The sequence below is a fragment of the Leifsonia sp. AK011 genome (genome assembly GCF_013410945.1).
Taxonomy (GTDB): Bacteria; Actinomycetota; Actinomycetes; order Actinomycetales; family Microbacteriaceae; genus Rhodoglobus.
The window spans coordinates 2,858,643-2,884,157 of sequence record NZ_JACCCH010000001.1; the positions used below are offsets into that span (position 1 = coordinate 2,858,643).

A 25,515-nucleotide genomic window follows, 5' to 3' on the forward strand; every position below is an offset into this window, starting at 1 on the left:
GACACGACAGACAGGGTTTACCGGGCGTCAACCGCCCGCGTCGAGCCTGAGGACATGCGAGTACTCGTCGTCAGCGAGAGTTTCCTCCCCACCACGAACGGCGTCACCACGAGCGTGCGCAAGGTGCTCGAACACCTCGCGCTCCGGGGCCACGAGGCGATGGTCGTGGTCCCCGCCGCCGGCGCCCCCCGCGAGTACGCGGGCTTCCCCGTACGCGAGGTTCCCGCCATCGCGTACCGGCAGTTCCCCGTCGGCCTTCCGAGCCCGCACCTGCAGGGGATCATCGCCGAGTTCCGCCCCGACGTCATCCACGCGGCATCCCCCTTCCTGCTCGGAGCACAGGCCATCGCCGCCGGCCGCCGCCTGGGCATCCCCTCCGTGGCCATCTTCCAGACGGATGTCGCGGGCTACGCGCGCCGCAATCGCCTGGGTGCCGCGACCCGCTTCGCGTGGCGAGTGGTGCGCTGGATCCACGAGGGCGCCGAACTGACCCTCGTGCCGTCGTCGGCATCCATGAACGACCTGGAGACTGCCGGGGTTCCCCGCCTCGCCCGATGGGGCCGCGGAGTCGACCTCTCCAGCTACCACCCGCGCAATCGACACGATCCCCTCGTGCAGTTGCTGCGCGACCGGATCGCGCCGGACGGAGAGACGATCGTCGGCTACGTCGGCAGGGTGGCCCCGGAGAAGCAGCTGGAGCGCTTCGAGTCGCTGCGGGGGCTCGGTGGCATCCGTCTCGCGATCGTCGGGGACGGCCCGTCGCTCCCCCTCGTGCGCAAGCAGTTGAAGGGCATCCCGACGACGTTCCTCGGGTCGCTCTCGGGCAGGGAGCTCGCCCTCGCCTACGCGTCGTTCGACATCTTCGCGCACACGGGAGCCGAGGAGACCTTCGGGCAGACCGTGCAGGAGGCGCACGCGACCGGCCTGCCGGTCATCGCGCCGCGCGCAGGCGGACCCATCGACCTCGTCGAACCGGGCGTCAACGGATACCTCTTCGACCCGCGCTTCGATGCCCAGCTCCGCGGCCACGTCGCCACCCTCGCGAACGACGAGGCGCTGCGTCTCCGCATGGGAGAGGCCGGGCGACGCACCGTGCTCGGGCGCACGTGGGAGCACGTGTGCGACGACCTGATCGGCCACTACGAGAGCGTGCTCGAACGCCAGGCGATTCCCGTCTAGGAGCGACCCCGGCAGGTCACGCTACGGTCGCGCCGCCTCGACCTCGCGCAGGAGACCCGCGAACAGCGGGTGCCCCTTCTCTATGCCGGTGACGGATGTCACGAACTCCTCTGCCGACTCACGCGCCAGCCGCTCGAGCAGCTCCACGCTCTGCGGATCGTCCGGCACGTCGAACCTGAGGGCCGCACCGATGGCCGACAGCAAAGCGACGGGCTCCGTGCCAGCCTCCGCGAGGTCGGCCGCTGGGGCGATGAACCGCTCGCCGCGGCTGAGTTTGCGCAGCGGCTGGCGGCCCACTCGATCGACGCGGTCGGGCAGTTCAGGATTCGCGAAGCGCACGAGGATGCGCTCGATGTAGGCCTGCTGCTCCTCGGGATCGAGAAGGTGGCGACGAACGAGGAGCTCCTTGGTCTCAGCGAGCACCGCGCGCACCGATGTGGCGACCTCGGGGAGGGCGAGGGCCTCCGAGATGAGCTCCGCACCGGCGAGGAAGCCGAAGTACGCGATCGTCGCGTGGCCGGTGTTGACCGTGAACAGCTTGCGCTCGATGTACGGCGCCAGGTCGTCCACCCAGTGGGCGTCGACGATGGGCGGCGGTGCGTCGGCGAAGGGCCGGCGATCGATCGCCCACTCGAAATAGGTCTCGACCGTGACATCCAGCGCTGCCTCGGCAGGCTGGATCGGCACGATACGGTCCACCGCGGTGTTGGCGAAGGTGGCGCGGTCGAGCGCCGCCGTGTCAGAACCGAGGGCGTCGACGACGAAGCCCTCGAGGATGTCCGTCGCATTGATCGCGTTCTCGCACGCCATGACGGCGAGCGGTCGCTCCGCGCGGCGCTTCTTCAGCGCTGCGGCGATGACCGGTGCGATGAACTTGAGGACGTTGGGCCCCACGGCCGTCGTGACGACGTCGGCCGTGGCGATCTCGTCGATGAGCGCCTCTTCGTCCGTGGCGCTGTTGATACCGCGGAAGCCCGTGACGACGTGGTCCTGGGCCCCCTCCCCCACCTCATGCACGGTGTAGCTCTGTGCAGAGTTGAGGGCATCGATGAGGGGAGCCGCGACATCCGCGAAGACGACCTCGTAGCCCGCGCGGTGGAGGAGCAGGCCGACGAAGCCCCGCCCGATGTTCCCCGCGCCGAAGTGCACAGCCTTCATCAGGTGTTGACCTCGGAGAGGATGTCGAGGATCTCCTCGGCGCTCGTCGCTGCGATGAGCGCGTCGACCTCGTCCTCGTCGGAGAACACGATCGCAATGCTCGACAGAATGTCGAGGTGCTCGTTGCCGACGCCGGCGATACCGACGACGAACCGCACGGGGTTGCCGTCCCAGTCGATCGGGGTGGAGTACCGCACGAACGAGAGCGCGGATGCAAGGATCGCGTCCTTGCTCTCGTTCGTGCCGTGTGGAATGGCCAGGTAGTTGCCCATGTAGGTCGAGACCGACTCCTCGCGTTCGAGCATTGCGGGGAGGTAGGCACTCGTCACCGCGCCGGCGGCGACGAGGATGTCTGCTGCCTCACGCATCGCCTCGAGCTTGGTCGTTGCGGTGCCCTCGATCTTGATCTGCTTCTCGGTCAGTACCTGGTCAGCCATGGTGTTCCCGTCTACTTACTTGCTGGTGCGGACTGGGCAGCCAGCTGCTCGACAACCTCGTCGTACTTCGGCGACCCCATGAAGTTGTCCACGGAGACGTGAACGGCCCAGGGATTCTGCTGCCGGGCACGGTCGGTGAGGTCCTGGTGCGTGATGATCAGATCCTCCGTGCCATCGAGGTTCGCGATGGCCTTGTTGGTCACCGTCACTCCCTCTACCCCAGCCTTCGAGAGCTTCTTGCGCAAGACCGACGCGCCCATCGCGCTCGAGCCCATGCCCGCGTCACAGGCGAAGACGATGTTCTGGAGGCTCTTGTTGGCCTTGCCCTGGGCAGCCATCGCGTCGAGCACAGCAGACGACTTGCCCTTGTTGGCCTCGGTCTGCGAGATCGCGGCGCCGAACGCCGCGTCGGACGCGGCGAGGTCGCGCTTGCGGCTCGCGAGTAGCAGCAGCATCGTCACGACGAAGGTGACTGCGGCCGACACGATCACCGAGAGCGCAACCGTGAGCGCGGTCTGTGCTGCGATCGCGCCACCCATGATCGCGAGGATGGATCCAGGCGACGCGGGCGCGATGAGACCACCGTTGCCGATCACGTTCACGAGCACACCCGAGGCACCACCGGCGATGAGGCCGAGGATGAGGATGGGCTTGGCGAGCACGTAGGGGAAGTAGACCTCGTGGATACCGCCGAAGAACTGGATGATGAACGCACCAGGGGCCGTGGCGCGAGCCACACCGACACCAAAGAACGTGATCGCGAGGAGGAGTCCGGCACCGGGGCCGGGGTTCGCCTCGATGAGGAACAGGATGCTCTTGCCGGTCTCGGCGACCTGCTCGACACCCAGCGGCGTGAAGACGCCGTGGTTGATGGCGTTGTTGAGGAAGAGCACCTTGGCCGGCTCGACGATGATCGAGGCCAGCGGGAGCAGGCCGTTGTCGATCAGGAATCCGACTCCGCCACCCAGCACGTTGGTGATCCACTGGATGACCGGGGTGAGACCGAAGAACGCGGCGAGGGCGAGGAAGAATCCGATGATGCCTGCCGAGAAGTTGTCGACGAGCATCTCGAAGCCGGGGCGGATCTTTCCGACCCAGAGCTTCTCGATGGTCTTCAGGATCCACGCGGCCAGCGGACCGGCCACCATGGCGCCAAGGATCATGACGCTACCCTCGCCGCCCACGATGATACCCATGGCCGCGATCGTTCCGATCACACCACCGCGGTGGCCGTAGACCATGCGGCCACCCGTGAAGGCAATGAGGAGCGGGATCAGGTAGGTGAGTATCGGGCCGACGAGCGCTGCGAGGGTCTCGTTCGGCAGCCACCCGGTGGGGATGAACAGGGCGGTGATGATGCCCCACGCGATGAAGGCCGCGATGTTGGGCATGATCATGCCCGAAAGGAAGGTGCCGAATCGCTGGACTGCGACCCTGGCACCGCCGCGCTGGGCGACGGGCTCTGCGGACGTCGTTGTCATGGTCAGGTTCTCCTTGTAGATGGGTAGGTGTTGGGTTGTTGTGGGGGTGGTCTATCCGACAGCGGCAGCGGCGCTTCGCGCCTCGGCAGCTGAGGGGGCCGCGAGCGCGGCGGCGGCACGGGCCTTCGCCTGCTCAAGGGTTGTCCGAGCCAGTTCGGCTCGGACGTCCGCCAGGGCGGCGGGGGTCATGGAGAGACTCGTGACGCCGAGGCCCACGAGCACGACGGCGAGATCCGGGTCGGCTGCTGCCTCGCCGCAGACGCCGACCGGCTTGCCGGCCTCTCGTCCGGCTTCGCCGAGCATGGCGATCAGCCGGAGCACGGCGGGATGCCACGGGTCCTGGTAGTGCGCAACCGAGCCGAGCAGGCGGTCAGCCGCGAGCGTGTACTGGGTGAGGTCGTTGGTACCGATGCTCACGAAGTCACTCACGCCGGCGACCTCCCTGGCCATGAGCGCCAGAGACGGCACCTCGGCCATGACGCCGGCGACCTTGATACCGAGTTCCTTGGCGAGCGTTACGAAGTACTCGGCCTCGGCGGGGTCGGCGACCATGGGTGCCATCACCCAGAGATCGGCGGTGGTGGCCGCCTGCGCCTCGGCGAGCGCCGTGAGCTGTTCCCGCAGGATGTCCTCCTTGGCGCGAAGAGCACGCAGTCCGCGGAGCCCGAGTGCCGGGTTCTCCTCCTCGGAGTCATTGAGGAACGCGAGCGGCTTGTCGGAGCCGGCGTCGAGGGCTCGCACGACGACCTTCTTGCCTGCGAAGGCGGTGAGCAGCGCGGTGTACGCCTCGCGCTGCTGCCGAACGGTCGGAGCACTCGTGGAGTCGAGGAAGAGGAACTCGGTGCGGAACAACCCGACACCCTCCGCGCCGAGGGCGAGCGCATCCGCTGCCTCGGACGGCCTGCCCAGGTTGGCCATGAGCGGCACCTCGTGCCCGTCGGCGAGGGCGCCGGGAGTGATGGGGGCGCTCGCGATCTTCTTCAGCTCGGCGGTGCGGAGCTCGGCCGACTCGATGTCGCTCGAGCTCGGTTCGATCGTGATCGTTCCGGCACCGGCATCCACGATGACGACCGTCCCCGCGGTGAGTTGGTCGGCGTCAACTACGCCGACGATCGCGGGGATCGAACGCGAGCGGGCGAGGATCGCCGTGTGAGAGGTGGGTCCGCCCTCTGAGGTGACGAGCGCGAGGACCTTCTCAAGATCGAGCAGGGCGGTATCGGCGGGCGCGAGATCGCGGGCGACGAGGATGAACGGGGTATCGGAGTCCGGCACGCCAGGGGCGGCGACCCCGCGCAGGTGGGCAACAACACGCTGCGACACATCGGAGAGGTCGGACGCGCGCTCGGCCATGTATCCGCCAAGGCCGATGAGCATCTCGCGGAAGGCCTCGAAGGCCTCGAACACGGCGCGTTCACCCGTGCTGCCGTCGTCGATCCGCTGGTTCACGTCGTCGACGAGACCCGGGTCGCGGGCCATCATGGCCTGCGCCTCGAGCACGTGCTGCGCATCTCCGCCCGCGCGCGCGCCGCGGTCGTCCAGCTCGACGGCCACGGCCTCGAGGGCCTCGGCGACGGCGGACTTCTCGACGTCGGCGTCGGTTGTGCGGGGGATGCTGGCGGGCTCCGCCAGCGGCTCGGGCATGGTCAGCACGGGGCCCGTGGCGATGCCTCGGCCCACTCCGATGCCCTGGATCTGCGACATTGCTACTCCTCGGTCGAGCTGCATATCAGCTCAGAAGGTCCTGTTAGGCCAACACCGTACAACGAAATCGATTGACAAACAAACAGTTTCAAAGATAAAACTAGCCAAACAGACTTTTGTTTGTGTTTGGTTCCCTCCACAAGGACAATGGAGACCGATGTACGCGCCCGAACGACACCAGAAGATCCTGGAGCAGGCACGCTCCCAGGGCCGGGTGGACGTCCGTGAGCTTGCGGAGCTCCTCAACGTCACACCGGAGACCATCCGCCGCGACCTCACAAGCCTCGAACGGCGCGGGCTTGTGCGCCGAGCGCACGGTGGTGCGATCGCCGTCGAGCGCGCGGCCCTCGTCAGCCCCGTCACGGACCGCGAGGGACTGCATTCATCGGAGAAGCTCGCCATCGCGACTCTCGCCCTTGACGAGCTCCCCGAGAACGGTTCGTTCATCATCGACGCGGGAACCACGACCATCCGGCTGGCGGAGCTCCTCCCGACTGACCGCCCGCTCACCGTCGTCACGCACTCCCTCGCCGTGGCCTCGACGGTGGCACCGCGCCCCAACATCGAGCTCTACATGCTCGGGGGTTCCGTGCGCACGACCTCCCTCGCCTCCGTCGGCACCTGGACCCACCAGCTCCTCGGCATGGTCAACGTGGATGTCGCGTTCATCAGCGTCAACGGACTCACCCCCGAGCGCGGCCTCACCACCACCAACATGGCCGAGGCAGCCGTCAAGACCGCGCTCATCAAGGCGGCACGCCGCACCGTCGTGCTCGCCGACCACACCAAGTTCGGTCGCGAGGAGTTCGGCCGCGTGGCCCCCCTCGCGGCAGTCGATACGGTGATCACCGACGACGGCGTCAACATCGACCTCGTGCTCGACATCGAGGCCGCTGGCACCCAGGTGCTCTGGCCTGGTCGCGCCAAATCCTTCTGACAGCGATACTCACCACCAACAAGGAGCACCCATGGCCACCGAAGAACGCACCGTCACCGTCGCATCGAGCTCGGGCCTCCACGCCCGACCTGCCGCGCTCTTCGTCGAGGCCGTGACGAAGTCAGGTCACAAGGCGACGATCACCAAGGGCGAGAAGAAGCCCGCGAACGCGGCCAGCATCCTCTCAGTGCTCTCCCTCGGCATCGAGAAAGGCGACGAGGTCGTGCTCACGGTCGACGGGGATGACGCGGCCGGAGTAGCGGACACGCTCGAGGCGTTCCTCCTCGAGGACCACGACGCTTAGGGCATACCCCCGCAGTACCGCGTCTCGCCGACATCGACGCATTCGGAGGGGTCGTAGCCGCTTTGCTCGGTGAGGAGGTCGAAGAGCCGGTTCCTCAAGGCATCACGGTCGACGCTCCTTCCGCTGTCGTTGTCAGCCTCCGCCTCTGCAGCTGCCCGCTCGGCCGCCGCTGCCTCCTCGGCACGCTGCGATGCGAACATCGCCTCCACCGCTGCCGTGTAGTTCTTGAGGGGCTCGGCGAGCGCCCCCTTCCCTACGGCAGCGACGAGCGCATCCCGAGCGCTTTCGAACGCAGCCTTCGAATCGGCGCTGGCGATCGGCGAAACGGCGAGCGCCGCGGCCGATTCGGTGGAGACGGTCTGAGCGGCCGCTTGCGACATCTGCTCCGCTGTCGTCGTCAATACAGCAAGACTCTCCGACTCCTCAGACAGCGCCCCCGCGCGAGCGGACTCCCCCTCGGCCCAGGCGCGCAGGCGCTCGGTTGACTCCCTCAGGCCTGCGATCGAGTCGGGCCGTTCGGTGCCGGGCATCGCTGCGGCATCCACCGACTCGATGGCGAGTGCCTCGGTGAGCTCAGTGTTCGCGGTGACGAGCTCCGACAGGGCTCCGGCCGCGAGGTAGCCGGCGCCGGCGGATGCCACGCCGGAGCCATCCGCGAGTGCGATGGTCGCGGCATCCCGGGCTTCCTCGGCCGAGGCCTGCGACTGTGCAGCCTCGTCCGCCACCTCACTCGCTCGGGCGACGGCCTGTTCGAAGGTCGCGCCCGCGGCATGCCAGTCGACGATGTGGATGGCCGCCGGAGTGATCGTCGCCGCAGCGAGAACGAGCACCGCAAGGCCTGGGACGAGAAGGGTTTTCACGGACACAGTGTAGGGACGGGACATTTCAGAAAAATGTCTTGAAATCGAGCTACTTAGGCCCTCCTAAGGCGCATGATCAGGAACTGCCGAATACACTGGAACGGTCTGGACTACAGACGATCGTCGGCCGCAGGACCGCGGCCCGAACTCCTACAAGGAGGGTTGCTCGTGCCACAGAAGCCGGCGGGTACCCTGGCGACTGGCACTGCCGCCAAGCCCACCATCAAGGCGCCAAAGCGCCCCGCGGGAACCCTGTACCGGGGCCGCGAGGGAATGTGGTCGTGGGTGTTGCACCGGATCACCGGTGTCGCCATCTACTTCTTCCTTCTCGTGCACATCCTCGACACCGCACTGGTGCGGTTGAGCCCCGAGGCGTACAACGCGGTGATCAACACCTACAAGACGCCCATCATGGGCCTCGGTGAAATCGGGCTTGTCGCGGCGATCGGCCTGCACGCGCTCAACGGACTGCGCATCATCCTCATCGACTTCTGGAGCGTCGGCACCAAGCACCAGCGCCTGATGTTCTGGATCGTCATCGGCCTCTGGCTGGTTCTCCTCGCGGGCTTCATCCCCCGCCAGCTCATGCACATCTTCGGAGGCGAGTGATGACTGTCATCGATGCTCCCCGCACACCGGAAGCCACACCAGCACGCCGTCGCGGCGTGAACTGGGAGAAGTGGGGCTGGATCTACATGCGCGCCAGTGGAGTCGTGCTTGTCGTGCTCATCTTCGGTCACCTCTTCGTGAACCTCGTTGCTGGCGAGGGCGTCAAGGCCATCGACTTCGCCTTCGTCGCCGGCAAGCTCGCCGACCCGTTCTGGGTCGTCTGGGACACGCTGCTGCTGTGGCTCGCGCTCATCCACGGTGCCAACGGCATGCGCACGATCGTGAACGACTACGCCTCCAACCCGAAACTCCGCCGCATCCTGCTCGGCGCGCTTCTTGCGTCGACCGTCATCCTCATCACCCTGGGAACACTCGTGATCTACACCTTCGACCCCTGCCCGGCCGTGCCCGCCGACCAGCTCGCCCTGCTCCCGAGCTTCTGCGCGGACGTCCAGTGAGCGACGTAGCAGGCGAGGCGATCGCTGAGAGCACACCGCTTGAGACGAGCACAGTGGACGGCGTTCACTACCACCAGTTCGATGTTGTGATCGTTGGAGCCGGTGGCGCGGGAATGCGAGCAGCCATCGAGGCCGGCCCCAAGGCCCGCACCGCCGTCATCTCCAAGCTCTACCCGACGCGCTCCCACACGGGCGCCGCGCAGGGCGGCATGGCCGCTGCCCTCGCGAACGTCGAGGAGGACAACTGGGAGTGGCACACCTTCGACACCGTCAAGGGCGGTGACTACCTGGTCGACCAGGATGCCGCCGAGATCCTCGCGAAGGAGGCCATCGACGCGGTCATCGACCTCGAGAACATGGGCCTCCCGTTCAACCGCACGCCCGACGGCAAGATCGACCAGCGTCGTTTCGGCGGCCACACCCGTGATCACGGCAAGGCCCCGGTTCGCCGGGCCTGCTACGCCGCAGACCGCACGGGCCACATGATCCTCCAGACCCTGTACCAGAACTGCGTGCGGCTGGGTATCAACTTCTTCAACGAGTTCTACGTTCTCGACCTCGTCATGACCGACGGCAAGCCGAGCGGTGTTGTCGCGTACGAACTCGCCACGGGAGACCTGCACGTCTTCCAGGCGAAGTCGATCGTCTTCGCGACCGGCGGCTTCGGCAAGATCTACAAGACGACGTCCAACGCGCACACGCTGACGGGCGATGGCGTCGGCATCATCTGGCGCAAGGGTCTGCCCCTCGAGGACATGGAGTTCTTCCAGTTCCACCCGACGGGATTGGCCGGCCTTGGCATCCTTCTGACGGAGGGCGCTCGAGGCGAGGGTGCGATCCTTCGCAACGCCTCGGGTGAGCGCTTCATGGAGCGCTACGCCCCCACCATCAAGGACCTGGCACCCCGAGACATCGTCTCGCGGTGCATGGTTCAGGAGGTCGCGGAAGGTCGCGGCGCGGGTCCCCACAAGGACTACGTGCTGCTCGACTGCACGCACCTCGGAGCCGAGATCCTCGAGACCAAGCTGCCCGACATCACCGAGTTCGCTCGCACGTACCTGGGTGTCGACCCCGTCGTCGAGCCCGTGCCCGTCATGCCGACGGCGCACTACGCGATGGGTGGCATCCCCACCAACGTTCGTGCCGAGGTGCTGAGCGACAACGACACCGTCGTACCCGGCCTCTACGCCGCCGGCGAGTGCGCGTGCGTCTCCGTGCACGGCTCCAACCGCCTCGGGACCAACTCGCTGCTCGACATCAACGTGTTCGGCAAGCGCGCGGGCAACTACGCGGTGGAGTACGCGAACACTGTCGACTTCACACCCCTGCCGGATGACCCGGCTGGCGCCATCCGCACGCTCGTCGAGCAGCTCCGCAACTCGACCGGCACCGAGCGGATCGCCGCGATCCGCAAGGAACTGCAGGACACCATGGACCGCAACGCCCAGGTGTTCCGCACCGAGGAGTCGCTCACCGAGGTGACCAAGATCATCCACGACCTGCGCGAGCGCTACAAGAACATCGCGATCCAGGACAAGGGCAAGCGGTTCAACACCGACCTGCTCGAGGCGATCGAGCTCGGGTTCCTGCTCGACCTCGCGGAGGTCGTCGTCTTCTCGGCCCGCAACCGCAAGGAGAGCCGCGGTGGTCACATGCGCGACGACTACCCGAAGCGCGATGACGAGAACTACATGAAGCACACGATGGCCTACCTCACGGGAGACCCGCACTCCGCGGATGCCTCGGACCACATCCGGCTCGACTGGAAGCCGGTCACCATCACCCGTTACCAGCCGATGGAGCGTAAGTACTAATGAGCACGGTCACCGCACAGCAGCCTGCCGCCGAGGTTGGCGCAGTCCAGGCCTTCACGGCAACCCTCATCATCCGCCGCTTCGACCCGGAGACGGATGCCGAGCCGCGCTGGCAGGACTTCGACGTCGAGGTGTACTCCACCGACCGCGTGCTCGACGCCCTCCACAAGATCAAGTGGGAGCAGGACGGCTCGCTCACGTTCCGCCGCTCGTGCGCCCACGGCATCTGCGGCTCCGACGCGATGCGCATCAACGGACGCAACCGTCTCGCCTGCAAGACGCTCATCAAGGATCTCGACCTGAGCCAGCCGATTTACATCGAGGCGATCAAGGGCCTTCCGCTCGAGAAGGACCTCATCGTCGACATGGAGCCGTTCTTCGAGTCGTTCCGCTCGGTGAACCCGTTCCTCATGGCGACCGCCGCACCCGAGAAGGGCAAGGAGCGCGTGCAGTCCGTCGCGGAGCGCGCGCGCTTCGACGACACGACCAAGTGCATCCTCTGCGCCGCGTGCACGTCGAGCTGCCCGGTCTTCTGGACCGACGGGCAGTACTTCGGCCCCGCCGCGATCGTCAACGCCCACCGCTTCATCTTCGACAGCCGTGACGAGGGCGCGCAGGTGCGTCTCGACATCCTCAACGACAAGGAGGGCGTGTGGCGCTGCCGCACGACCTTCAACTGCTCCGAGGCGTGCCCCCGTGGCATCCAGGTGACGCAGGCGATCGCCGAGGTCAAGCAGGCGATCCTCGCGGGAAAGCCCTAGGGGCTTTCCCGCGAGGATCGGCCGCAGTGGCCGCCTCACAAGGCGGCCACGAGGACCTCGTACTACCTGCGCCCCTAAGGGCTTTCCCGCCAGGATCGGCCGCAGTGGCCGCCTACTCCTCTTCGCTGCTCTCCCCGTGCTCCTCGACCTCGCCGAAGGTGCGGGACTGCGAGAGCGCATCGAGCTGGATGATGTCGACGCCGTCACAGAGTGTGACGAGGGAACCGGGCAGGCGCACCTCGATGGGCGCGCGGGGTTCGTCCGTTGAGGGGAGCGCGACGGCTGCCGTCTCGTAGGTGATCCAGCCCTGCAACGGGGCGATCGCGGCATCCGGGAGGTTCTCCCTGTCGTAGATCACGACGATCGCGTTGTCGCTCCGAAGGAGATGCTCGAGGTCGTACTCCCCCGGGATCACCTCCTCCGTGCCGTCGTAGAAGGAGCTCTGTGGGTGCTGCCAGGTCGCGCCCGTCATGTCGATGACTTCGGGCTCGGCGCGTTCGCACGAGACGTCCGAGGTGGGATTCGAGGCGGCAGGCGACTCGGAGACCACCTCCGGGGCGGCAACACAGCCCGTCAGAAGGGCGATCAGGGCAAGCGTCGGTAGGGCGATTCGGATCACGGCGTCGGGACTCCTGGGGTGTGGGGTTGGCGCGCGTCGAGCACGCCACGCACTCCACCATGCCATCCCGGACCGCGATCCGCATCTGTTCCCCGGGCGTCTTCGATTCGTTGGGAGACCCAGCGAAATGGACGGGAGCGCTCCCATGTGGCGATCGACACCATCTTGTTACCGATAACACTTCGGCTAGAAATCGCGGAGTTGCGGACTTCCGTTGACGCACGGAGAGGTTTGTGGGTTTAATCAGTGAAATTGGCTTCGTTTTGCCGATCTTTGGCCTCCCCGAAGCTGTGCACCCGACTCAAAGGAGAGTTATGTCCACCTCACCCCCCACGCGCGCGAGGCGGGGCCTCTCGGCCCTGGCCTGCGCGGGTACCGCCGCCCTGGCGTTCGCCCTGGTACCGGCGATCCCGGCCGCCGCAGCCACCCCACCGGTTCTCGACCCCGTGGTGATCTCGCCCTCCGGACCACCCGGATACAACGGGGTCGGCGGCAACCCAGCCGCGTACACCCCCACGGTGTCAACGGGCAACCAGGGTTGGTGGCTCGAGAACGAGATCACCCTCAACTTCTCCGCCACCGACGATGTCGCAGTCGACTTCTTCCGCGTGACCGTGGGCAGCTCCCCGGCAGTGGACGTCGACGCCACCTTCGACGCCGAGTCGGGCAAATACGTCGGCTCGTACAACCTCGTCGGCAACCGCACAGCAACCAACGTGGTCTACGCGGCATGGGACGCGGATGAGACGGCTCAGGCCTCCCCGACCCGCACGGTGTCGATCCGCCAGGACAGCGTCGCCCCCGTCGCAACCTGGCCCACGATCTCGGGCAACTCGTGGAAGGTCTCCCGCGCCTGGGCGGCGACCGCTCTCGCACCCACCCGCTCCGACGCGTCCCCCGGCTCCGGTGGAGCAGCGGTACGCGGACTGCGCCTCGACGGCGTCGACCGCTACTTCGTGCCGATCGAGCCGGCGAGCCTGTCGCTCGGATCACACACGCTCGAGGTCGACCTCGGCGACTCGGCCGGCAACGGCGCGACCTACTCGCTGACGTTCGAGGTCACGACCTCGTACGCCGACGTGCTCAACATCATCGGCGACTTCGAGCGCCAGGGTAAGTACTCGGTCGAGGTGCGGGACCAACTGACCGCTCTCATGACCGCAGCACAGACCGCTGCCGGCGCGAGTGACACCGCGACCGCAATCTCTGCGCTCGAGGACTTCATCACCCTCGCCGCAGCCGAGACGCCGCAGGGATACGCACGAGATGCCCTCGTCGGAGACGCCGAGCGCCTGCGCAACGATCTCCTCGGCATCCCCGTGCCGAGCGTGACCGGCGGCGTCGTTGTGACCCCCGGGACGGGCGCACCGCGCTACGACCTTCAGCTGCCCACCGCAGCACCCGTCGAGCATGCTGACCCTGACTTCAAGGTACTGGTCTTCGCGAACCGCGCAGGCGGCTTCCGTCACGAGCACATCCCCTACACGGAGAAGCTCATCATGGACCTCGCGCAGGAGAACAACTTCGACGCGGACCTGTTCGACTACGTGAGCCCGGATGACTCGGTGCCCAACCCGTTCGACTCGATCGAGCGACTCAGCCAGTACGACGCCATCATCGGAGTTTCCTCGGTGGGTACGGCAACCTTCATCACCAACCGCCCGTCGATCGCCGACCCGCAGGTCACCGTCAACGAGCAGGCCATCCTCCAGCAGTACATCCAGGCGGGCGGCGGCTTCGTCGCCATCCACGGTGCGACCGACTCGATGAACAGCTGGGCCTGGTACGGACAGCTCACCGGTGGTTACTTCCACAACCACGGAAGCAACCAGGGTGGCATCCAGAGCACCTGTGGTGGCTGTGTCCTGACGGAGCTCGTCACCGAGGACGGATCGAACGCGGCAACCGACCAGTTCGCCCGCAGTCGCCCCGTGCTCGACGAGCTCTACAACTGGAACAGCAACCTCATGCCGGTTCCGCGCCAGCTGGTGCACGTGCTGCAGACGATCACCGAGTCGAGCTACGACACGACCGTCTACACGAACCCGGAGACGAACGCGGCCTACCCGCAGAACCTCTACGGCGTCAACAACATCGGCAACTCGAAGGAAGGCGCAGATCACCCGATCTCCTGGTGCCAGAACTTCGACGGCGGTCGTTCGTTCACGCAGGCCCTCATGCACAACTGGGAGCTCAACCGTGACCCGAACTTCATCGACCAGATCCACGAGGCCATCCTGTGGACCGCTGGCCAGACCGAAGCCAACTGTGTCTCGCACAACGAGATCGGCACGATTGTTGACGGTGCGGGTGCGGGGCTGAGCAGTGAGGATGTCACGGCGCTGAACACGGCGCTCGACGCATCCTTCGCCGACTACATCGCGAAGGACTACGCCGGTGCGCAGGACGAGGCCGAGAACCTCGTCACCGCCGTCGACGCGTCGACCGCGACCGGCGAGCTGCGTGCGCTCCTCGAGAAGCGTGCCGACGAGCTGGTCGAGTGGATGGGGCTACTGGCTGACGGCCAGGTCACGTTCGGCTTCCAGAGCGAACCGGCCGATGCCACGACCCTGACGGGCGTCGAGACGACGTTCAGCGCTGCGGCCACCGGCAACGAGCTGCAGTACCAGTGGCAGAGCCGCGCCGACAAGTACGGCACGTGGGCTGACATCTCCGGTGCGACCAGCTCGACCCTGTCGGTGACCCCGACGTCGAGCCAGGACGGCAGTCAGTACCGCGTGCGGATCACGAGCGGCAGCAACTCGCTCAACTCCGCCGCCGCGGTTCTGACCGTGACGCCCACCGTGGACGACCCCTCCGTCGAGCGTGTCTTCGGACCGAACCGCTTCGCGACAGCAGTCGAGATCTCGAAGGCGTCGTACCCGGACGGAGCCGACGTCGTCTACATCGCGAACGGCCAGAACTACCCCGACGCCCTGTCGGCAGGGCCCGCTGCGGCACACGAGGGCGGTCCGCTGCTCCTCGTCAACCCGCACGAGCTGCCGTCGGTCGTCGCCGCGGAACTGGACCGACTCGACCCCGAGCGCATCGTGGTCGTCGGCGGCCTGCCGTCGGTGAACACGAGCGTGTTCGTTGCGATCAACGGCTACGCAGACACGGTCGACCGTGTCGCCGGCCGCGACCGCTTCGAGACGTCGCGCATGCTGACGGACTACGCCTTCGGCGCGGATGGCTCGGACGTGGTGTACATCGCGACCGGCCAGAAGTTCCCGGACGCCCTCTCCGCAGGTGGAGCCGCCGGTGCGAACGATGCGCCGGTCATCCTCGTCAACGGTGGGCTCGCCGACCTCGACCCCGACACCGCCGCCCTGCTGGGCGACCTCGGAGCCGTCGACGCGCGGGTACTCGGAAGCAACTCGACAGTGTCGGACGGCATCTTCGCCGACATCGACGACCTTGCGATCGCCACCCGCCTCGCGGGACCGAACCGCTACGCGACCTCGCAGGTCATCAACGCGGACGCCTTCGCCTCCGCCGACCACGCGTTCCTCATCACGGGAGAGAACTTCCCGGATGCGCTCGCTGGATCGGCCTGGGCCGGCGCCGAAGGATCGCCGCTCTACGCGTCGACCCCGAACTGCGTGCCCGCGGGCGTACTCGCCGACCTCAAGACCCTGGGAGTGACGAAGATCACGCTCCTCGGTGGAGAGCCGTCGCTGAGCGCATCGGTGTTCAGCCTGACTCCCTGTGGGTAGGTCCTAGCTAAGTAGAGGCGGCCGTCGCGGCGTCGGGAGCAGTGCTCCTGGCGGTTGCGGCGGCCGTCTCTTTTGTTGTCCCTGCTGGTTGAGGAGCGCTCCTTCTTGGAGCGCGTCTCGAAACCTCGCCTCCGTGCTACTTGCTCGTGAGGTCTTGTGCTGGTTCCTCGTGGGGGCTCGTGCTGGATCATCGTGGGGTCGGGCGGGGCCGCGTCCGCGGGTCTCTGCCCGTAGACGCCCACCACGCCGGAGACCCGCGGACGCGGCCCCGCCCTTCCGGTGTGCACCGATGTTCTTGTGTTTGGGGTGGGTCGGGTGGTGCCGCTTTGCGGCGCCGCCCTCCCACCTAGGCGCTGGTTGCACGCGGGATGGTGCCGCCCTGTGGGCGACGCCCTCCCGCGATGCGGCTCAGTGCTAGTGCTGCGGTGCTAGTGCGCCTTGCGGCGGCGGGTTAGGGCTCCCGTGGCCAGGAGGGCTGCACCTACCGCCAGGCCCGCCACGAGGTTGAGACCCGTGCTGGCGAGGAGCGGGATCGCTGCCGGGGGGATCGGCGTCGTCGGGGGCGTCGGAGGCGTCGGCTTGTCCGGGGGCTCCGGCAGCGTCGGCGGCTCGAACGGCGGCAGGGCGGAGCACTCGGGCGTCGCCGGCGGGTAGGCCTCGGCGGAACCCGTGGCGGGATTCATCCGCACCTCGACGATGGCGTGCTCGTGGATGTCGTAGAACGGCGCGGCCGGGTCGAGCTTCCACGCGCCATCCGACTGCTTGGTCCAGCCGGGCCAGGCGATGCCCTGGCCGTCCGCGTTCACCTCGGTACCGGGCCACAGCTGCGTTCCCGTGACGGTCACACCGCTCTTCCAGCCCTCGGCGGGAGCCGGCAGGGTGTCGACCCAGGAGGCACCGTCGGCGAGGATGGCTGCGGTGTCGGATGCCGGGATGCTCCGGTCACGCGCGAGGTAGGCGTCCTCCGTCCACCAGATGAGCACGACCGGGGTGTCGCCGACGGTCTCGGTGTTCGTCGGCGTGACGCTCCAGTCGGCGTACGCGGCGTCCTTGAGGCAGCTCGACTCGATCGCGGTGACGATCGACTTGACCGGAGTCTCCTCCGTGGAGGTGTTGTCCTCCGGGGTGGCCTCGACCCCGTCGCTGTCGACGGTTGCGGTGTTGACGATGTCGAGGATCGCGCCCGTCGGGTTCTCCGGAGTCCGGGGCAGTGCGCTGGCCGTGGTGACGTCGAAGGTGAACGTCGCGACCGCCCCGACCGGGAAGGTCTCGTCGGCCGTGAAGACGAGGGTGCCGCCGAAGCTGTCGGCATCGGCATCCGTCAGCGAGACAGACCAGCCAGCAGGCTTCGTGACCGACGCGAGGTCGACCTTGAGCGTGCCGGGGATCTCATCCGCGACGACCGCGTTGGTTGCCGCGATGGTCCCCTGGTTGGTCACCACGAACGTGTACTCGTAGGTTCCTCCCTCGTCCGTCGGCACGAGGGGCACGCCGTCGACCTCACCGCCGTCGGTCTTGACGATCGACAGGTCAACGGGGGTCGCCGTGTTGGTGATCGTGCACGTCACGTCGTCGCCCGTGGCCAGTTGAAGGCTCGCGCCGCTCACGGCCTCGGTGGTGCAGTCCCACTCCCCCGCGACGTAGTAGTCGAGGAGGGGCTTCGCCACGTCGAGGTCGACGCCCTCGCCGAGCTCGTAGGAGCCGGCGGGCACGAGCACGCTCGTGACATCCGCAGTTCCCGTCGCACCGACGATGCCGGATTCCTGGCCGTGCTCGGCGCTCAGCACCCAGTCGGATGCCACGGCAAGCTCACTCTCGGGAACATCCAGCGCCTCGAACGCCGAGTTGTCCACCACCTTCGCCAGTGTCAGGCGCGCGAGGGGGATCTCGGCGCAGTCCTCCGCGTGCTGGGCAATTCCGCCGGAGACCAGGGTCGCCGCGTTGAAGAAGCCGTTGCCGGGCTCACCCGTGCAGGTAGCCGCGTCGAGGTCGAACTCGTCGGTCACCGTCGCCGTCACGGTGATCGTGTAGACGTCGGAGGCACCCGGGGCGAGGAGCGCACCCTTCACCAGGGCGGTATCGACGGTGCCATCCCAGTCGGCCACGACGTCACCCTGCGGATCGGTGGCCTTCGGGTCGGAGAGGGTCACGCCCGAGGGGAAGCCGAGCGTGTCGGCGAGGTCATAGCTCACCTGCGTACCGGACGGGTTCGACGCCGTCACGAGGTAGGTCACGAGGAAGCTGCCGTCCGCCTGGAGTGCTGGCGGGTTGGCGGGGTCGACGGTCTTAGTGATCGTCGGCTGCGCGGGGCTGCCGCAGTCAGCTGCGGTCTGCGGCGTTGCCTGACCGGTCGTCAGGGTGACCGTGTTGAGGAAGCCACCGTCCTCCACCTGGTCGGGATCGCACGCGGTGGAGCCGCTCGAGTAGGCGTCCGAGGAGACCGAGGCGTTGACGGTCACGCGGTAGACGTGCTCCGCCCCTCCTGCGAGCGTCTGGTCGGTGACGACGGTGGTGTTGGTCTGGCCGTTCCACGAGGCCTGGGGGGTGGCATCCGTGCTCGCGATCGATGCGGAGTTGACGGTGATGCCCGAACCGTATCCGAGTTCGTCGCTGAGGCTGTAGACGGCCTCGAGCTCGCTGTCGGAGGTGACGGTCACGTCGTAGACGATCTCCCACGTGCCATCCGCGAGCTGGCGGGGCCAGCCGTCCGCGATCGACTTGGCGATCGTGGGTACGGCGCTCTCGGTGATGTCACCGCAGTCGACGCTCTCGATCGTGTCGGTTCCGACGACGATCGCCGCCTGGTTCTGGAATCCGTGGCCGGGGGTCTTCTCCACTGTGCACTCGAGCACGTCGGAGCTGACGCCGGCGGGAACCGTGACGTTCACGACGACCTCGAAGGTGTCGACGGATCCCCCGGCGAGCGCCCGGGGCGCGCCGACGATGGTGCCGTTGTTCCATGGCAGCGTGGCAGCGGGGTCGGCCGAGGTCTCGGTGACGGTGTACGAGTTGATGCCGAGCTCCGACGAGAACCCAGGAACATCGGTGAGCGTGTAGTACGCGTCCCTGGCTCCGGCGGCCGAATTGTCCACCGTGATCGCGTACGTGACATTCCACGTGTTGCCGCCGGCGGGCGCCGAGTCGACGAGCACCTTGGTGAGGTTCGGCCTCGTCGGGCTCGAGCACGCGCTGTCGTCCGTGTCGACGCCGGCCACTGTGATGGTCGCCGTGTTGAGGAACCCGTTCGTGCCGTTGTCGACAGCGCAGCGCGACGGGGCCGTGCCCGTCGCACCCTCAGCGACCGAGGCGACGACAGTGATCGTGTAGTGCTGCCAGTTCGACTCACCGGGCGCGATGAGGCGGGCCGTCGCGAGGGTCTGGTTGCTCGCGCCGTTCCAGGCTGGGATGCCCTCTGCCGAGGCGCTCACGACGGAGATCGTGTCCGGCACGGCGACGTGGAGCTCGTCGGACAGGTCGTAGAGCCCCGGAACAGTTCCGGTGTTCCTGACGACGACGTCGTAGACGATCGTCCAGGTACCGTCCGCGTTCTGCTTCGTGGAGGTCACGGTCTTGTCGTGCACGATCGTCGGCACCGGGATGCTCAGGCACGCGGCACCCGTCAGCACCTGGTTGCCCGAGGTGAGGGTTGCACTGTTGACGATGCCGCTGCCCGACACGGTGCAGTCGAGCGTGCTCGCAGAGACCGAGGGGGCGACGGCGAGCGTGAGGCTGACGGTCCAGACCTTGCTGCTGTTCGCGGCGAGGGTCGCGTCGCTCGCGACCGTCGTGTTCGAGAGCGGGTTCCAGGCGCTGCCGCCGTCCGCGCTTCCACTGACGATCGAGACACCGGAGGGCAGGGTCGCCTGCGGGTCATCGACGAGGTCGTAGTACAGCGGGATGCCGGTGCTGTTGGTTGCGGTGAGGCTGTAGGTGAGCGTCCACGTGCCGTCGGGGTTGCTGGTCACGGTACCGGGGCTCTTGGTGAAGCTGGGCTTCACGGGAGTCGCGCACGCGTCATCCGCGTAGTCCTTGCCCGCCACGGTGAGCACCGCGCGGTTGAGGAAGCCGCCGTCGCCCGCGTCGGTGGGGCACGCGGTGACCGACTGTGGCGCCCCGTTCGGCACCGACGCGATCGCGGTGACCGTGTAGGTGTGCGAGGAATTCGCGGCGAGCGCCACGTCGTCCGCGAGCACGGTGTTGCCCACGCCGTTCCAGGACGCCGCCTGGGCGGACGGACCGGTGGCGGTCGCGGTCTTGGTGATGGTGCCGCCGAAGGCGAGGGTGTCGGCGAGGTCGTAACTGATGCCGGCGTACAGGCTCGGGTTGGTGACCTTCACCGTGTAGGTCACGGTCCACGTGCCATCCGCGTTCTGAACGACGGGCGCGACAGTCTTGAGGATCTGCGGGCTCGTGGCGATGGGCGAGTTCGTGATGCGGCACACGACGTCATCGTCAAGGGCGAGCTTCGGGAGCGCACCCGAAGCCAGCGCGACCCACTGTCCCTGGCCGTTCCACTGGCAGCTCCACGCGCTCGCCTCGAAGTCGGAGGCCGCCGGGAAGTTGTTGGGCGCCTCGGAGAGCACGTAGTCCGTGTTGGCCTTCACCGTGGTCACCGCCGTCGAACCGTTGCCGGAGAGGATGGTGGTCGCTCCCTCCTTGGCGGAGAGCGTCCAGTTGGTGGGCGAGATGCCGTCGGCACCGCTCACGATCTTCTCGAGCTTCAGGGTCGGGGCCACGTCATCGTTGTAGAAGGTGCACGTGACGGTCGTCGCGATCGGCACGGTCACCGACGTACCCGAGAGTCCCTCCGAGCACACGATCGGGTTCACGGCCCGCGGCTGGTAGCCGGCGACGGTCGACTCAGCGAGCGCATACGTGCCGGGGGCCACGGTGCTCGTGGTGCCGGATGCCACGGAGTTCTGCCCGTAGCTCAACGTCCAGTTCGCGGCCGTCGCCGTTCCCCCGTTGTCGTTGATGACCTGCTTCACAAGCTTGAGCTCGCTCGTGCAGTCCACGGTATTGGTGAGCGTGTAGGTCGTGAGGCCGGCGGGAAGGGCAGGGGTCGTGAAGGACTTGTCGCCCGAGAGATCGACGTTGGTTGCTCCAGGTCCGTCGAGGCGCTGGCTCGTCACCGTGCAGAGCGACGGCTTGCCGGTCACGGTCTCCTTGATCGACGTGGTACCGCCGACGAGGATGCCCTCCTTCGGGGTGCTCCAGGCCTGGGTGCTGCCGCCGAGGGAGAGCTGGGCCGCAAGACTCGACGGAATCTGGCTGCCGTTGGCATAGGTGGTGCCGTTGACCACCCAGTTCTTATCGACCTTCACGCTCGCCTGCACCTGCTGGTTCGTGACGGCGCACGCGATGTTGTCGCCCTTTTCGAGGTCGGGCAGGGCGAAGCTCAGGCTCGTGCCGCTGTAGAAGGCGTTGCCGTTGTTCGTGCAGACGACGCTCTTGAGCTGCCATGCCGAGTTCTTGATCGTCTCGGCGATCGTCACGGTTCCGGTGTCGCCGGGGGACGAGAAGTCGAGGCTCCAGCTGGCCTGGCCGTTGGAGCCCGTGGTCTGGGCTGCCGTGCCGGTGAGCGTGCCGGAGCCGCTCGTCTTGCTGGCCGTGAAGGTCCAGCCCTGTCCGAGCTGAGTGCTGCCGTTCAGCAGCTGTTCCGTCTTGGTCACAGTGATCGGGACCTTGCAGGTGAGGCCGGCGGAGAGGGCCTTGAGCTGGCTGGACACGAGAGCCCAGTCATCCGTCTTCGCGTAGTCGAAGTTCACGATCGACCCGGTGCCGGTCCACTCCTGGGTGCCGGACACGGAACGCAGGTTCTCTCCGGTGACGGCGGAGATGCCGTCGCCGACGCCGAACGTCAGCACCTGGGTTCCCTTGTCCTTCAGCGCATTCGCGGAGAAGATCGACTCCTCGATGTGACGGAAGTTGGTCCAGACCGGGCTCGAGGGGTTGCTGGGGTTCGCGCCGTAGACGGTGGGGTTTCCATCGGTGAGGACCACCGCAATGTCGAAGGTGTTGCTCGACTGGGCCAACTGCCAGAGCCCGCGATCCCAGTTGGTGTAGTTGATGTCGCTTGCGTTGTAGGCGTCGATGTAGCCGTTGAGCGTCGTGGCCGACGAGCTCGTCACCGTCGTGAGGGTCGGGTAGTTCTGGCCGCTGCTGCTGTTGTTCTTGGGCGCGTTGGTGCCGAACGTGTAGAGCGCCACCCGGGCACCGGTGCCCACGAGCGAGTTGACGAAGGCCTTGCCGGCGGCCCGCGCACCATTCATCCCCTCGTTGTTGTTCGAGGACATCGAGGTGGAGAGGTCGAAGAGGATGGCGACCTTCAAGCCTGCCTGGCAGGTCGCCTGATAACGATTGTTCGCCTGGGAGACCGGAAGGATGCCGTTGGTCTTCCAGCGCTCGCCCGTGCTGGCGCTGAATGTCGTCGGCGAACCCACCGACGAGTTGGACGGCATTCCGGACTGCGATGGCAGCGTGATCGTGCCGGAGCCCGTCATGGCGGGCATGCGATAGGCGTAGGGGGTGACGGCGAAGCGGTTGCCGCCGCTGTTGGTGCCGTCACCGGTCACGAGGGCCGGGTTGAGGTAGTAGTCCGTGGGTGCCGAGACCGGGGTGACCCAGAACTGCTTGCCGTTGTTGGCACCCCCGGTACCCGAGTTGGGAACGGAGAAGGTACAGGTGCCGGTGGCATCCGACACACACGTCGACCATGCCGTGCCGACGGCGGCACCCGGCGAATCCGTGTTGGAGTTCGTTGCGGTGCGCAGCTCGAGGGTGACCCCGGCAAGGGAGCCGACCGAGCTGGAGCCGCGGACAGCACCCACCTTGACCGTGATGGTCTGGGGGTCGGATGCCGCGGCGGCAGCCGTGGGAGCTGCGGGTGCCGCGCTCGCAGCCGTCGTACCGAGCGGAAGCGAGAGGGCCAGGAGTGCCGCACTTGCTGCGGTGGCCAGTGCCATCCGGATCCTGCGGTGCCCGGAGAACGGGGTGGATGAACGGGGGCTGATCGTGCGCATCGTGGTGCCGTGTTTCTGCGCGCGCGGGCGGAGGCGGGCCACCCGCTGGCAGCCGCACGGAGGCGGTCGGGTCTGCTCGGACGCGGATGACCCGCCACCGGGCGTGGGCGCCGGTTGGTAAGCGGGGCTTCGGGTATCGGGTTCGGGGGTATCGGGTTATGGGGGCAGTGTTCGCAAGCCACGTCCGGCGGGTACGAGGTCGCGTCGGTAGGCGATGGGGTAAAAGCGGATTCGGGTTCGCTTTTACCTTCCGGAGAGTATTCCACCGATATTCCGGGCCCGCTACCCCCCATCTCTGGGGGGACAGACAGCTTTGTCCGTCCCCACCGTGGTCGCGCTCCCACGTCGCCGTGGGATTCGACGCACCCCGGGTCGGCATCGGCACCGATGTCCGGCGTGCTGGATAGGCTCACACCATGGCCGCACCACTCAGAATTGCCACCGTCAACACCAACGGCGTTCGTGCCGCCTTCCGCAAGGGGATGGGCGAATGGCTCGACTCCCGAGGCGTCGACATCCTCGCCCTGCAGGAGGTGCGCGCCGCAACGAGCGACCTCGAAACGCTGCTCGGCCCGGAGTGGAGCATCCTCCACGACGCGGCGACCGCGAAGGGCCGCGCGGGTGTGGCGATCGCGTCGCGCGACCGGGCGAGCATCCACCGCGTCAGCCTCGGTGCCGACGACTTCGACACTGCCGGGCGCTGGCTCGAGGCGGACTACGAGGTTCGCGGGCGCATCGTCACGGTGGTGTCGACGTACGTGCACTCCGGCGAGGTGGACACGCCCAAGCAGGACGAGAAGTGGAAGTTCCTGGATGCCATGACCGCTCGTCTGCCGGAGCTGCGGGCGCATTCGCCCCTCGCCGTCGTGCTCGGGGATCTCAACGTGGGGCACCGGGAGCTCGACATCCGCAACTGGAAGGGCAACCGCAAAAACGCAGGGTTCCTTCCCCGTGAGCGCGCCTACTTCGACCGCTTCTTCGGGCCTGCTGGCGAGCCGGTCGAGGGTGTCGACGGCACGGTCGCACCCGGACTCGGTTGGGTGGATGTCGGGCGCCGCTGGGCTGGCGAGGTCGACGGGCCGTACACCTGGTGGTCGCAGCGCGGGCAGGCGTTCGACAACGACACCGGGTGGCGCATCGACTACCACGTCGCCACCCCGGACCTCGCTGCGACCGTCGTGGACTACACGGTGGATCGCGCCGCGGCGTACGACCAGCGCTGGAGCGACCACGCGCCCGTGGTGGTGGACTACAGCCTTTAAGCTTGGCGGGTGACCAAGCCCCGCCTCTTCTCCGGTATGCAGCCCTCCGCCGATTCGCTCCACCTCGGCAATTACATGGGGGCGCTGCTGCAGTGGCGCGACATGCAGGTCACCCACGACGCAGTGTTCTGCGTCGTCGACCTGCACGCGATCACCGTGCCGCAGGACCCGAAGCAACTGCGGGAACAGACGCGTCGCACCGCAGCCCAGTACATCGCCGCGGGCATCGACCCTTCGACCTCGACCCTCTTCGTGCAGTCGCAGGTGGCCGCGCACCCGCAGCTCGCGTGGGTACTCAACACGATCACCGGGTTCGGCGAGGCCAGCCGTATGACGCAGTTCAAGGACAAGTCGCAGAAGCAGGGCGCCGACTCGGCGTCCGTCGGCCTGTTCACCTACCCGATCCTGCAGGCAGCCGACATCCTGCTCTACGACGCGACCGTGGTGCCCGTGGGCGAGGACCAGCGCCAGCACATCGAACTCACACGCGACCTCGCTGCGCGCTTCAACTCGCGCTTCGGCGAGACGTTCGTCGTGCCGAAGGTGCAGATCCTCAAGGAGACCGCGAAGGTCTACGACCTGCAGGAGCCGGGCTCCAAGATGTCCAAGTCGGCGGCGTCCGACTCTGGCGTGCTCTGGCTGCTCGATGAGCCTGGCCGACTTGCGAAGAAGATCAAGTCTGCCGTGACTGACGACCAGCGCGAGGTGCGCTTCGACCGTGAGAACAAGGCTGGCGTGTCCAACCTGCTGACGATCCACTCGGTGCTGTCCGGGCGGACGGTGCAGGAGTTGGAGGTCCAGTTCGACGGCAAGGGGTACGGGGACCTGAAGGGCGAAGTGGCTGAGGTCGTGGCATCCGAATTCGGGCCCATCCGCGAGCGCGCCCTCGAGCTGCTCGCCGACCCGGCTGAGCTGGACCGCATCCTCGGCGCTGCCGCCGACCGTGCAGCCGAGATCGCAGATGCCACCCTCCGCCGTGTCTACGACGCCGTGGGTTTCCTCCCCCGCCCGTAGCACGACGTGCACCTCCCCTCTTCCTTTCCTCCCAAAGAGCGCGCTGACTGACACTCCGCGCGCTAATATGCACACACCTCGCTAACCAGCGCGCTCCTTGGGAGAAAAACAACACCGGGCGGGCGGGTGCGTCGGCGTCTCACGGGGTAACCCCGGGAATACCGGGGAGGGTGCCGCGTTACA

At 67.2% G+C, this 25,515-nt stretch carries 17 protein-coding genes; 10 read left to right on the top strand and 7 right to left on the bottom strand.

Annotated elements, in window-relative coordinates; all coding sequences use genetic code 11:
- Nucleotides 1-54: 54 nt before the first annotated feature.
- Nucleotides 55-1,179 (top strand): glycosyltransferase family 1 protein, encoded by a 1,125-nt coding sequence (locus tag HDC94_RS13850; RefSeq protein ID WP_179498535.1) that lies wholly within the window; start codon nucleotides 55-57, stop codon nucleotides 1,177-1,179.
- A gap of 21 nt (nucleotides 1,180-1,200) precedes the next feature.
- Here the strand turns inward: HDC94_RS13850 and HDC94_RS13855 are convergent, their stop codons facing one another.
- Genes HDC94_RS13855 through ptsP form a run of 4 tightly spaced genes read right to left on the bottom strand, consistent with a single transcriptional unit; the run spans nucleotide 1,201 to nucleotide 5,956 of the window.
- On the bottom strand, nucleotides 1,201-2,337 hold the full coding sequence (locus HDC94_RS13855) for a mannitol-1-phosphate 5-dehydrogenase (protein ID WP_179498537.1): 1,137 nt from the start codon (nucleotides 2,335-2,337) through the stop codon (nucleotides 1,201-1,203).
- Complete coding sequence (locus tag HDC94_RS13860; RefSeq protein WP_179498539.1) at nucleotides 2,337-2,774, bottom strand: PTS sugar transporter subunit IIA; 438 nt, start codon at nucleotides 2,772-2,774, stop codon at nucleotides 2,337-2,339. The genes HDC94_RS13855 and HDC94_RS13860 overlap by 1 nt, the downstream gene beginning before the upstream one ends.
- 11 nt (nucleotides 2,775-2,785) lie before the next feature.
- Nucleotides 2,786-4,255 (bottom strand): PTS mannitol transporter subunit IICB, encoded by a 1,470-nt coding sequence (locus HDC94_RS13865; protein ID WP_179498541.1) that lies wholly within the window; start codon nucleotides 4,253-4,255, stop codon nucleotides 2,786-2,788.
- Between the two features lie 51 nt (nucleotides 4,256-4,306).
- Nucleotides 4,307-5,956 carry a phosphoenolpyruvate--protein phosphotransferase gene (gene ptsP / locus HDC94_RS13870; protein WP_179498543.1) on the bottom strand — a complete coding sequence of 550 codons (1,650 nt, stop codon included), beginning with the start codon at nucleotides 5,954-5,956 and terminating at the stop codon, nucleotides 4,307-4,309.
- A gap of 157 nt (nucleotides 5,957-6,113) precedes the next feature.
- On the opposite strand from ptsP, the gene HDC94_RS13875 reads away from it, so the two are divergent.
- Together HDC94_RS13875 and HDC94_RS13880 are read left to right on the top strand one after the other, a co-directional pair.
- Entirely contained in the window at nucleotides 6,114-6,893 is a 780-nt protein-coding gene (locus HDC94_RS13875; protein ID WP_179498545.1) for a DeoR/GlpR family DNA-binding transcription regulator, read from the top strand.
- Between the two features lie 31 nt (nucleotides 6,894-6,924).
- The gene (locus tag HDC94_RS13880; RefSeq protein WP_179498547.1) at nucleotides 6,925-7,197 is read left to right on the top strand and encodes an HPr family phosphocarrier protein; all 273 of its coding nucleotides are present in this window, start codon (nucleotides 6,925-6,927) and stop codon (nucleotides 7,195-7,197) included.
- On the opposite strand, the gene HDC94_RS13885 is transcribed toward HDC94_RS13880, so the two are convergent.
- The gene (locus HDC94_RS13885) at nucleotides 7,194-8,057 is read right to left on the bottom strand and encodes a hypothetical protein (RefSeq protein WP_179498549.1); all 864 of its coding nucleotides are present in this window, start codon (nucleotides 8,055-8,057) and stop codon (nucleotides 7,194-7,196) included. The two genes, HDC94_RS13880 and HDC94_RS13885, sit on opposite strands and share 4 nt — an antisense overlap.
- 168 nt (nucleotides 8,058-8,225) lie before the next feature.
- Here HDC94_RS13885 and sdhC point away from each other — a divergent pair, with 168 nt between their 5' ends.
- From sdhC to HDC94_RS13905, 4 genes are read left to right on the top strand one after another with little or no spacing between them, the layout of a single operon-like run.
- Nucleotides 8,226-8,666 (top strand): succinate dehydrogenase, cytochrome b556 subunit, encoded by a 441-nt coding sequence (gene sdhC, locus HDC94_RS13890; RefSeq protein WP_374757277.1) that lies wholly within the window; start codon nucleotides 8,226-8,228, stop codon nucleotides 8,664-8,666.
- Nucleotides 8,666-9,124, top strand: coding sequence for a succinate dehydrogenase hydrophobic membrane anchor subunit (locus tag HDC94_RS13895; protein ID WP_179498553.1), 459 nt, complete (start codon nucleotides 8,666-8,668; stop codon nucleotides 9,122-9,124). The genes sdhC and HDC94_RS13895 overlap by 1 nt, the downstream gene beginning before the upstream one ends.
- Nucleotides 9,121-10,938 (top strand): succinate dehydrogenase flavoprotein subunit, encoded by a 1,818-nt coding sequence (gene sdhA, locus HDC94_RS13900; RefSeq protein WP_374757278.1) that lies wholly within the window; start codon nucleotides 9,121-9,123, stop codon nucleotides 10,936-10,938. The genes HDC94_RS13895 and sdhA overlap by 4 nt, the downstream gene beginning before the upstream one ends.
- Nucleotides 10,938-11,699 carry a succinate dehydrogenase iron-sulfur subunit gene (locus HDC94_RS13905; RefSeq protein ID WP_179498555.1) on the top strand — a complete coding sequence of 254 codons (762 nt, stop codon included), beginning with the start codon at nucleotides 10,938-10,940 and terminating at the stop codon, nucleotides 11,697-11,699. The genes sdhA and HDC94_RS13905 overlap by 1 nt, the downstream gene beginning before the upstream one ends.
- A gap of 112 nt (nucleotides 11,700-11,811) precedes the next feature.
- Here HDC94_RS13905 and HDC94_RS13910 read toward each other — a convergent pair whose 3' ends face one another.
- Complete coding sequence (locus HDC94_RS13910; RefSeq protein ID WP_179498557.1) at nucleotides 11,812-12,318, bottom strand: hypothetical protein; 507 nt, start codon at nucleotides 12,316-12,318, stop codon at nucleotides 11,812-11,814.
- A 314-nt stretch (nucleotides 12,319-12,632) separates the two neighbouring features.
- Between HDC94_RS13910 and HDC94_RS13915 the strand changes: the two genes are divergently transcribed.
- A complete protein-coding gene (locus HDC94_RS13915) occupies nucleotides 12,633-16,034 on the top strand; it encodes a cell wall-binding repeat-containing protein (RefSeq protein WP_179498559.1) in 3,402 nt (1,133 codons plus the stop codon).
- Nucleotides 16,035-16,462: 428 nt separating this feature from the next.
- Here the strand turns inward: HDC94_RS13915 and HDC94_RS13920 are convergent, their stop codons facing one another.
- Nucleotides 16,463-22,999 (bottom strand): DUF11 domain-containing protein, encoded by a 6,537-nt coding sequence (locus HDC94_RS13920; RefSeq protein WP_179498561.1) that lies wholly within the window; start codon nucleotides 22,997-22,999, stop codon nucleotides 16,463-16,465.
- A gap of 473 nt (nucleotides 23,000-23,472) precedes the next feature.
- Between HDC94_RS13920 and HDC94_RS13925 the strand changes: the two genes are divergently transcribed.
- Complete coding sequence (locus HDC94_RS13925) at nucleotides 23,473-24,318, top strand: exodeoxyribonuclease III (protein WP_179498563.1); 846 nt, start codon at nucleotides 23,473-23,475, stop codon at nucleotides 24,316-24,318.
- Between the two features lie 9 nt (nucleotides 24,319-24,327).
- Nucleotides 24,328-25,332: a tryptophan--tRNA ligase gene (gene trpS, locus HDC94_RS13930; protein ID WP_179498565.1), complete on the top strand. Its 1,005-nt coding sequence runs from the start codon at nucleotides 24,328-24,330 to the stop codon at nucleotides 25,330-25,332.
- Nucleotides 25,333-25,515 lie beyond the last annotated feature (183 nt).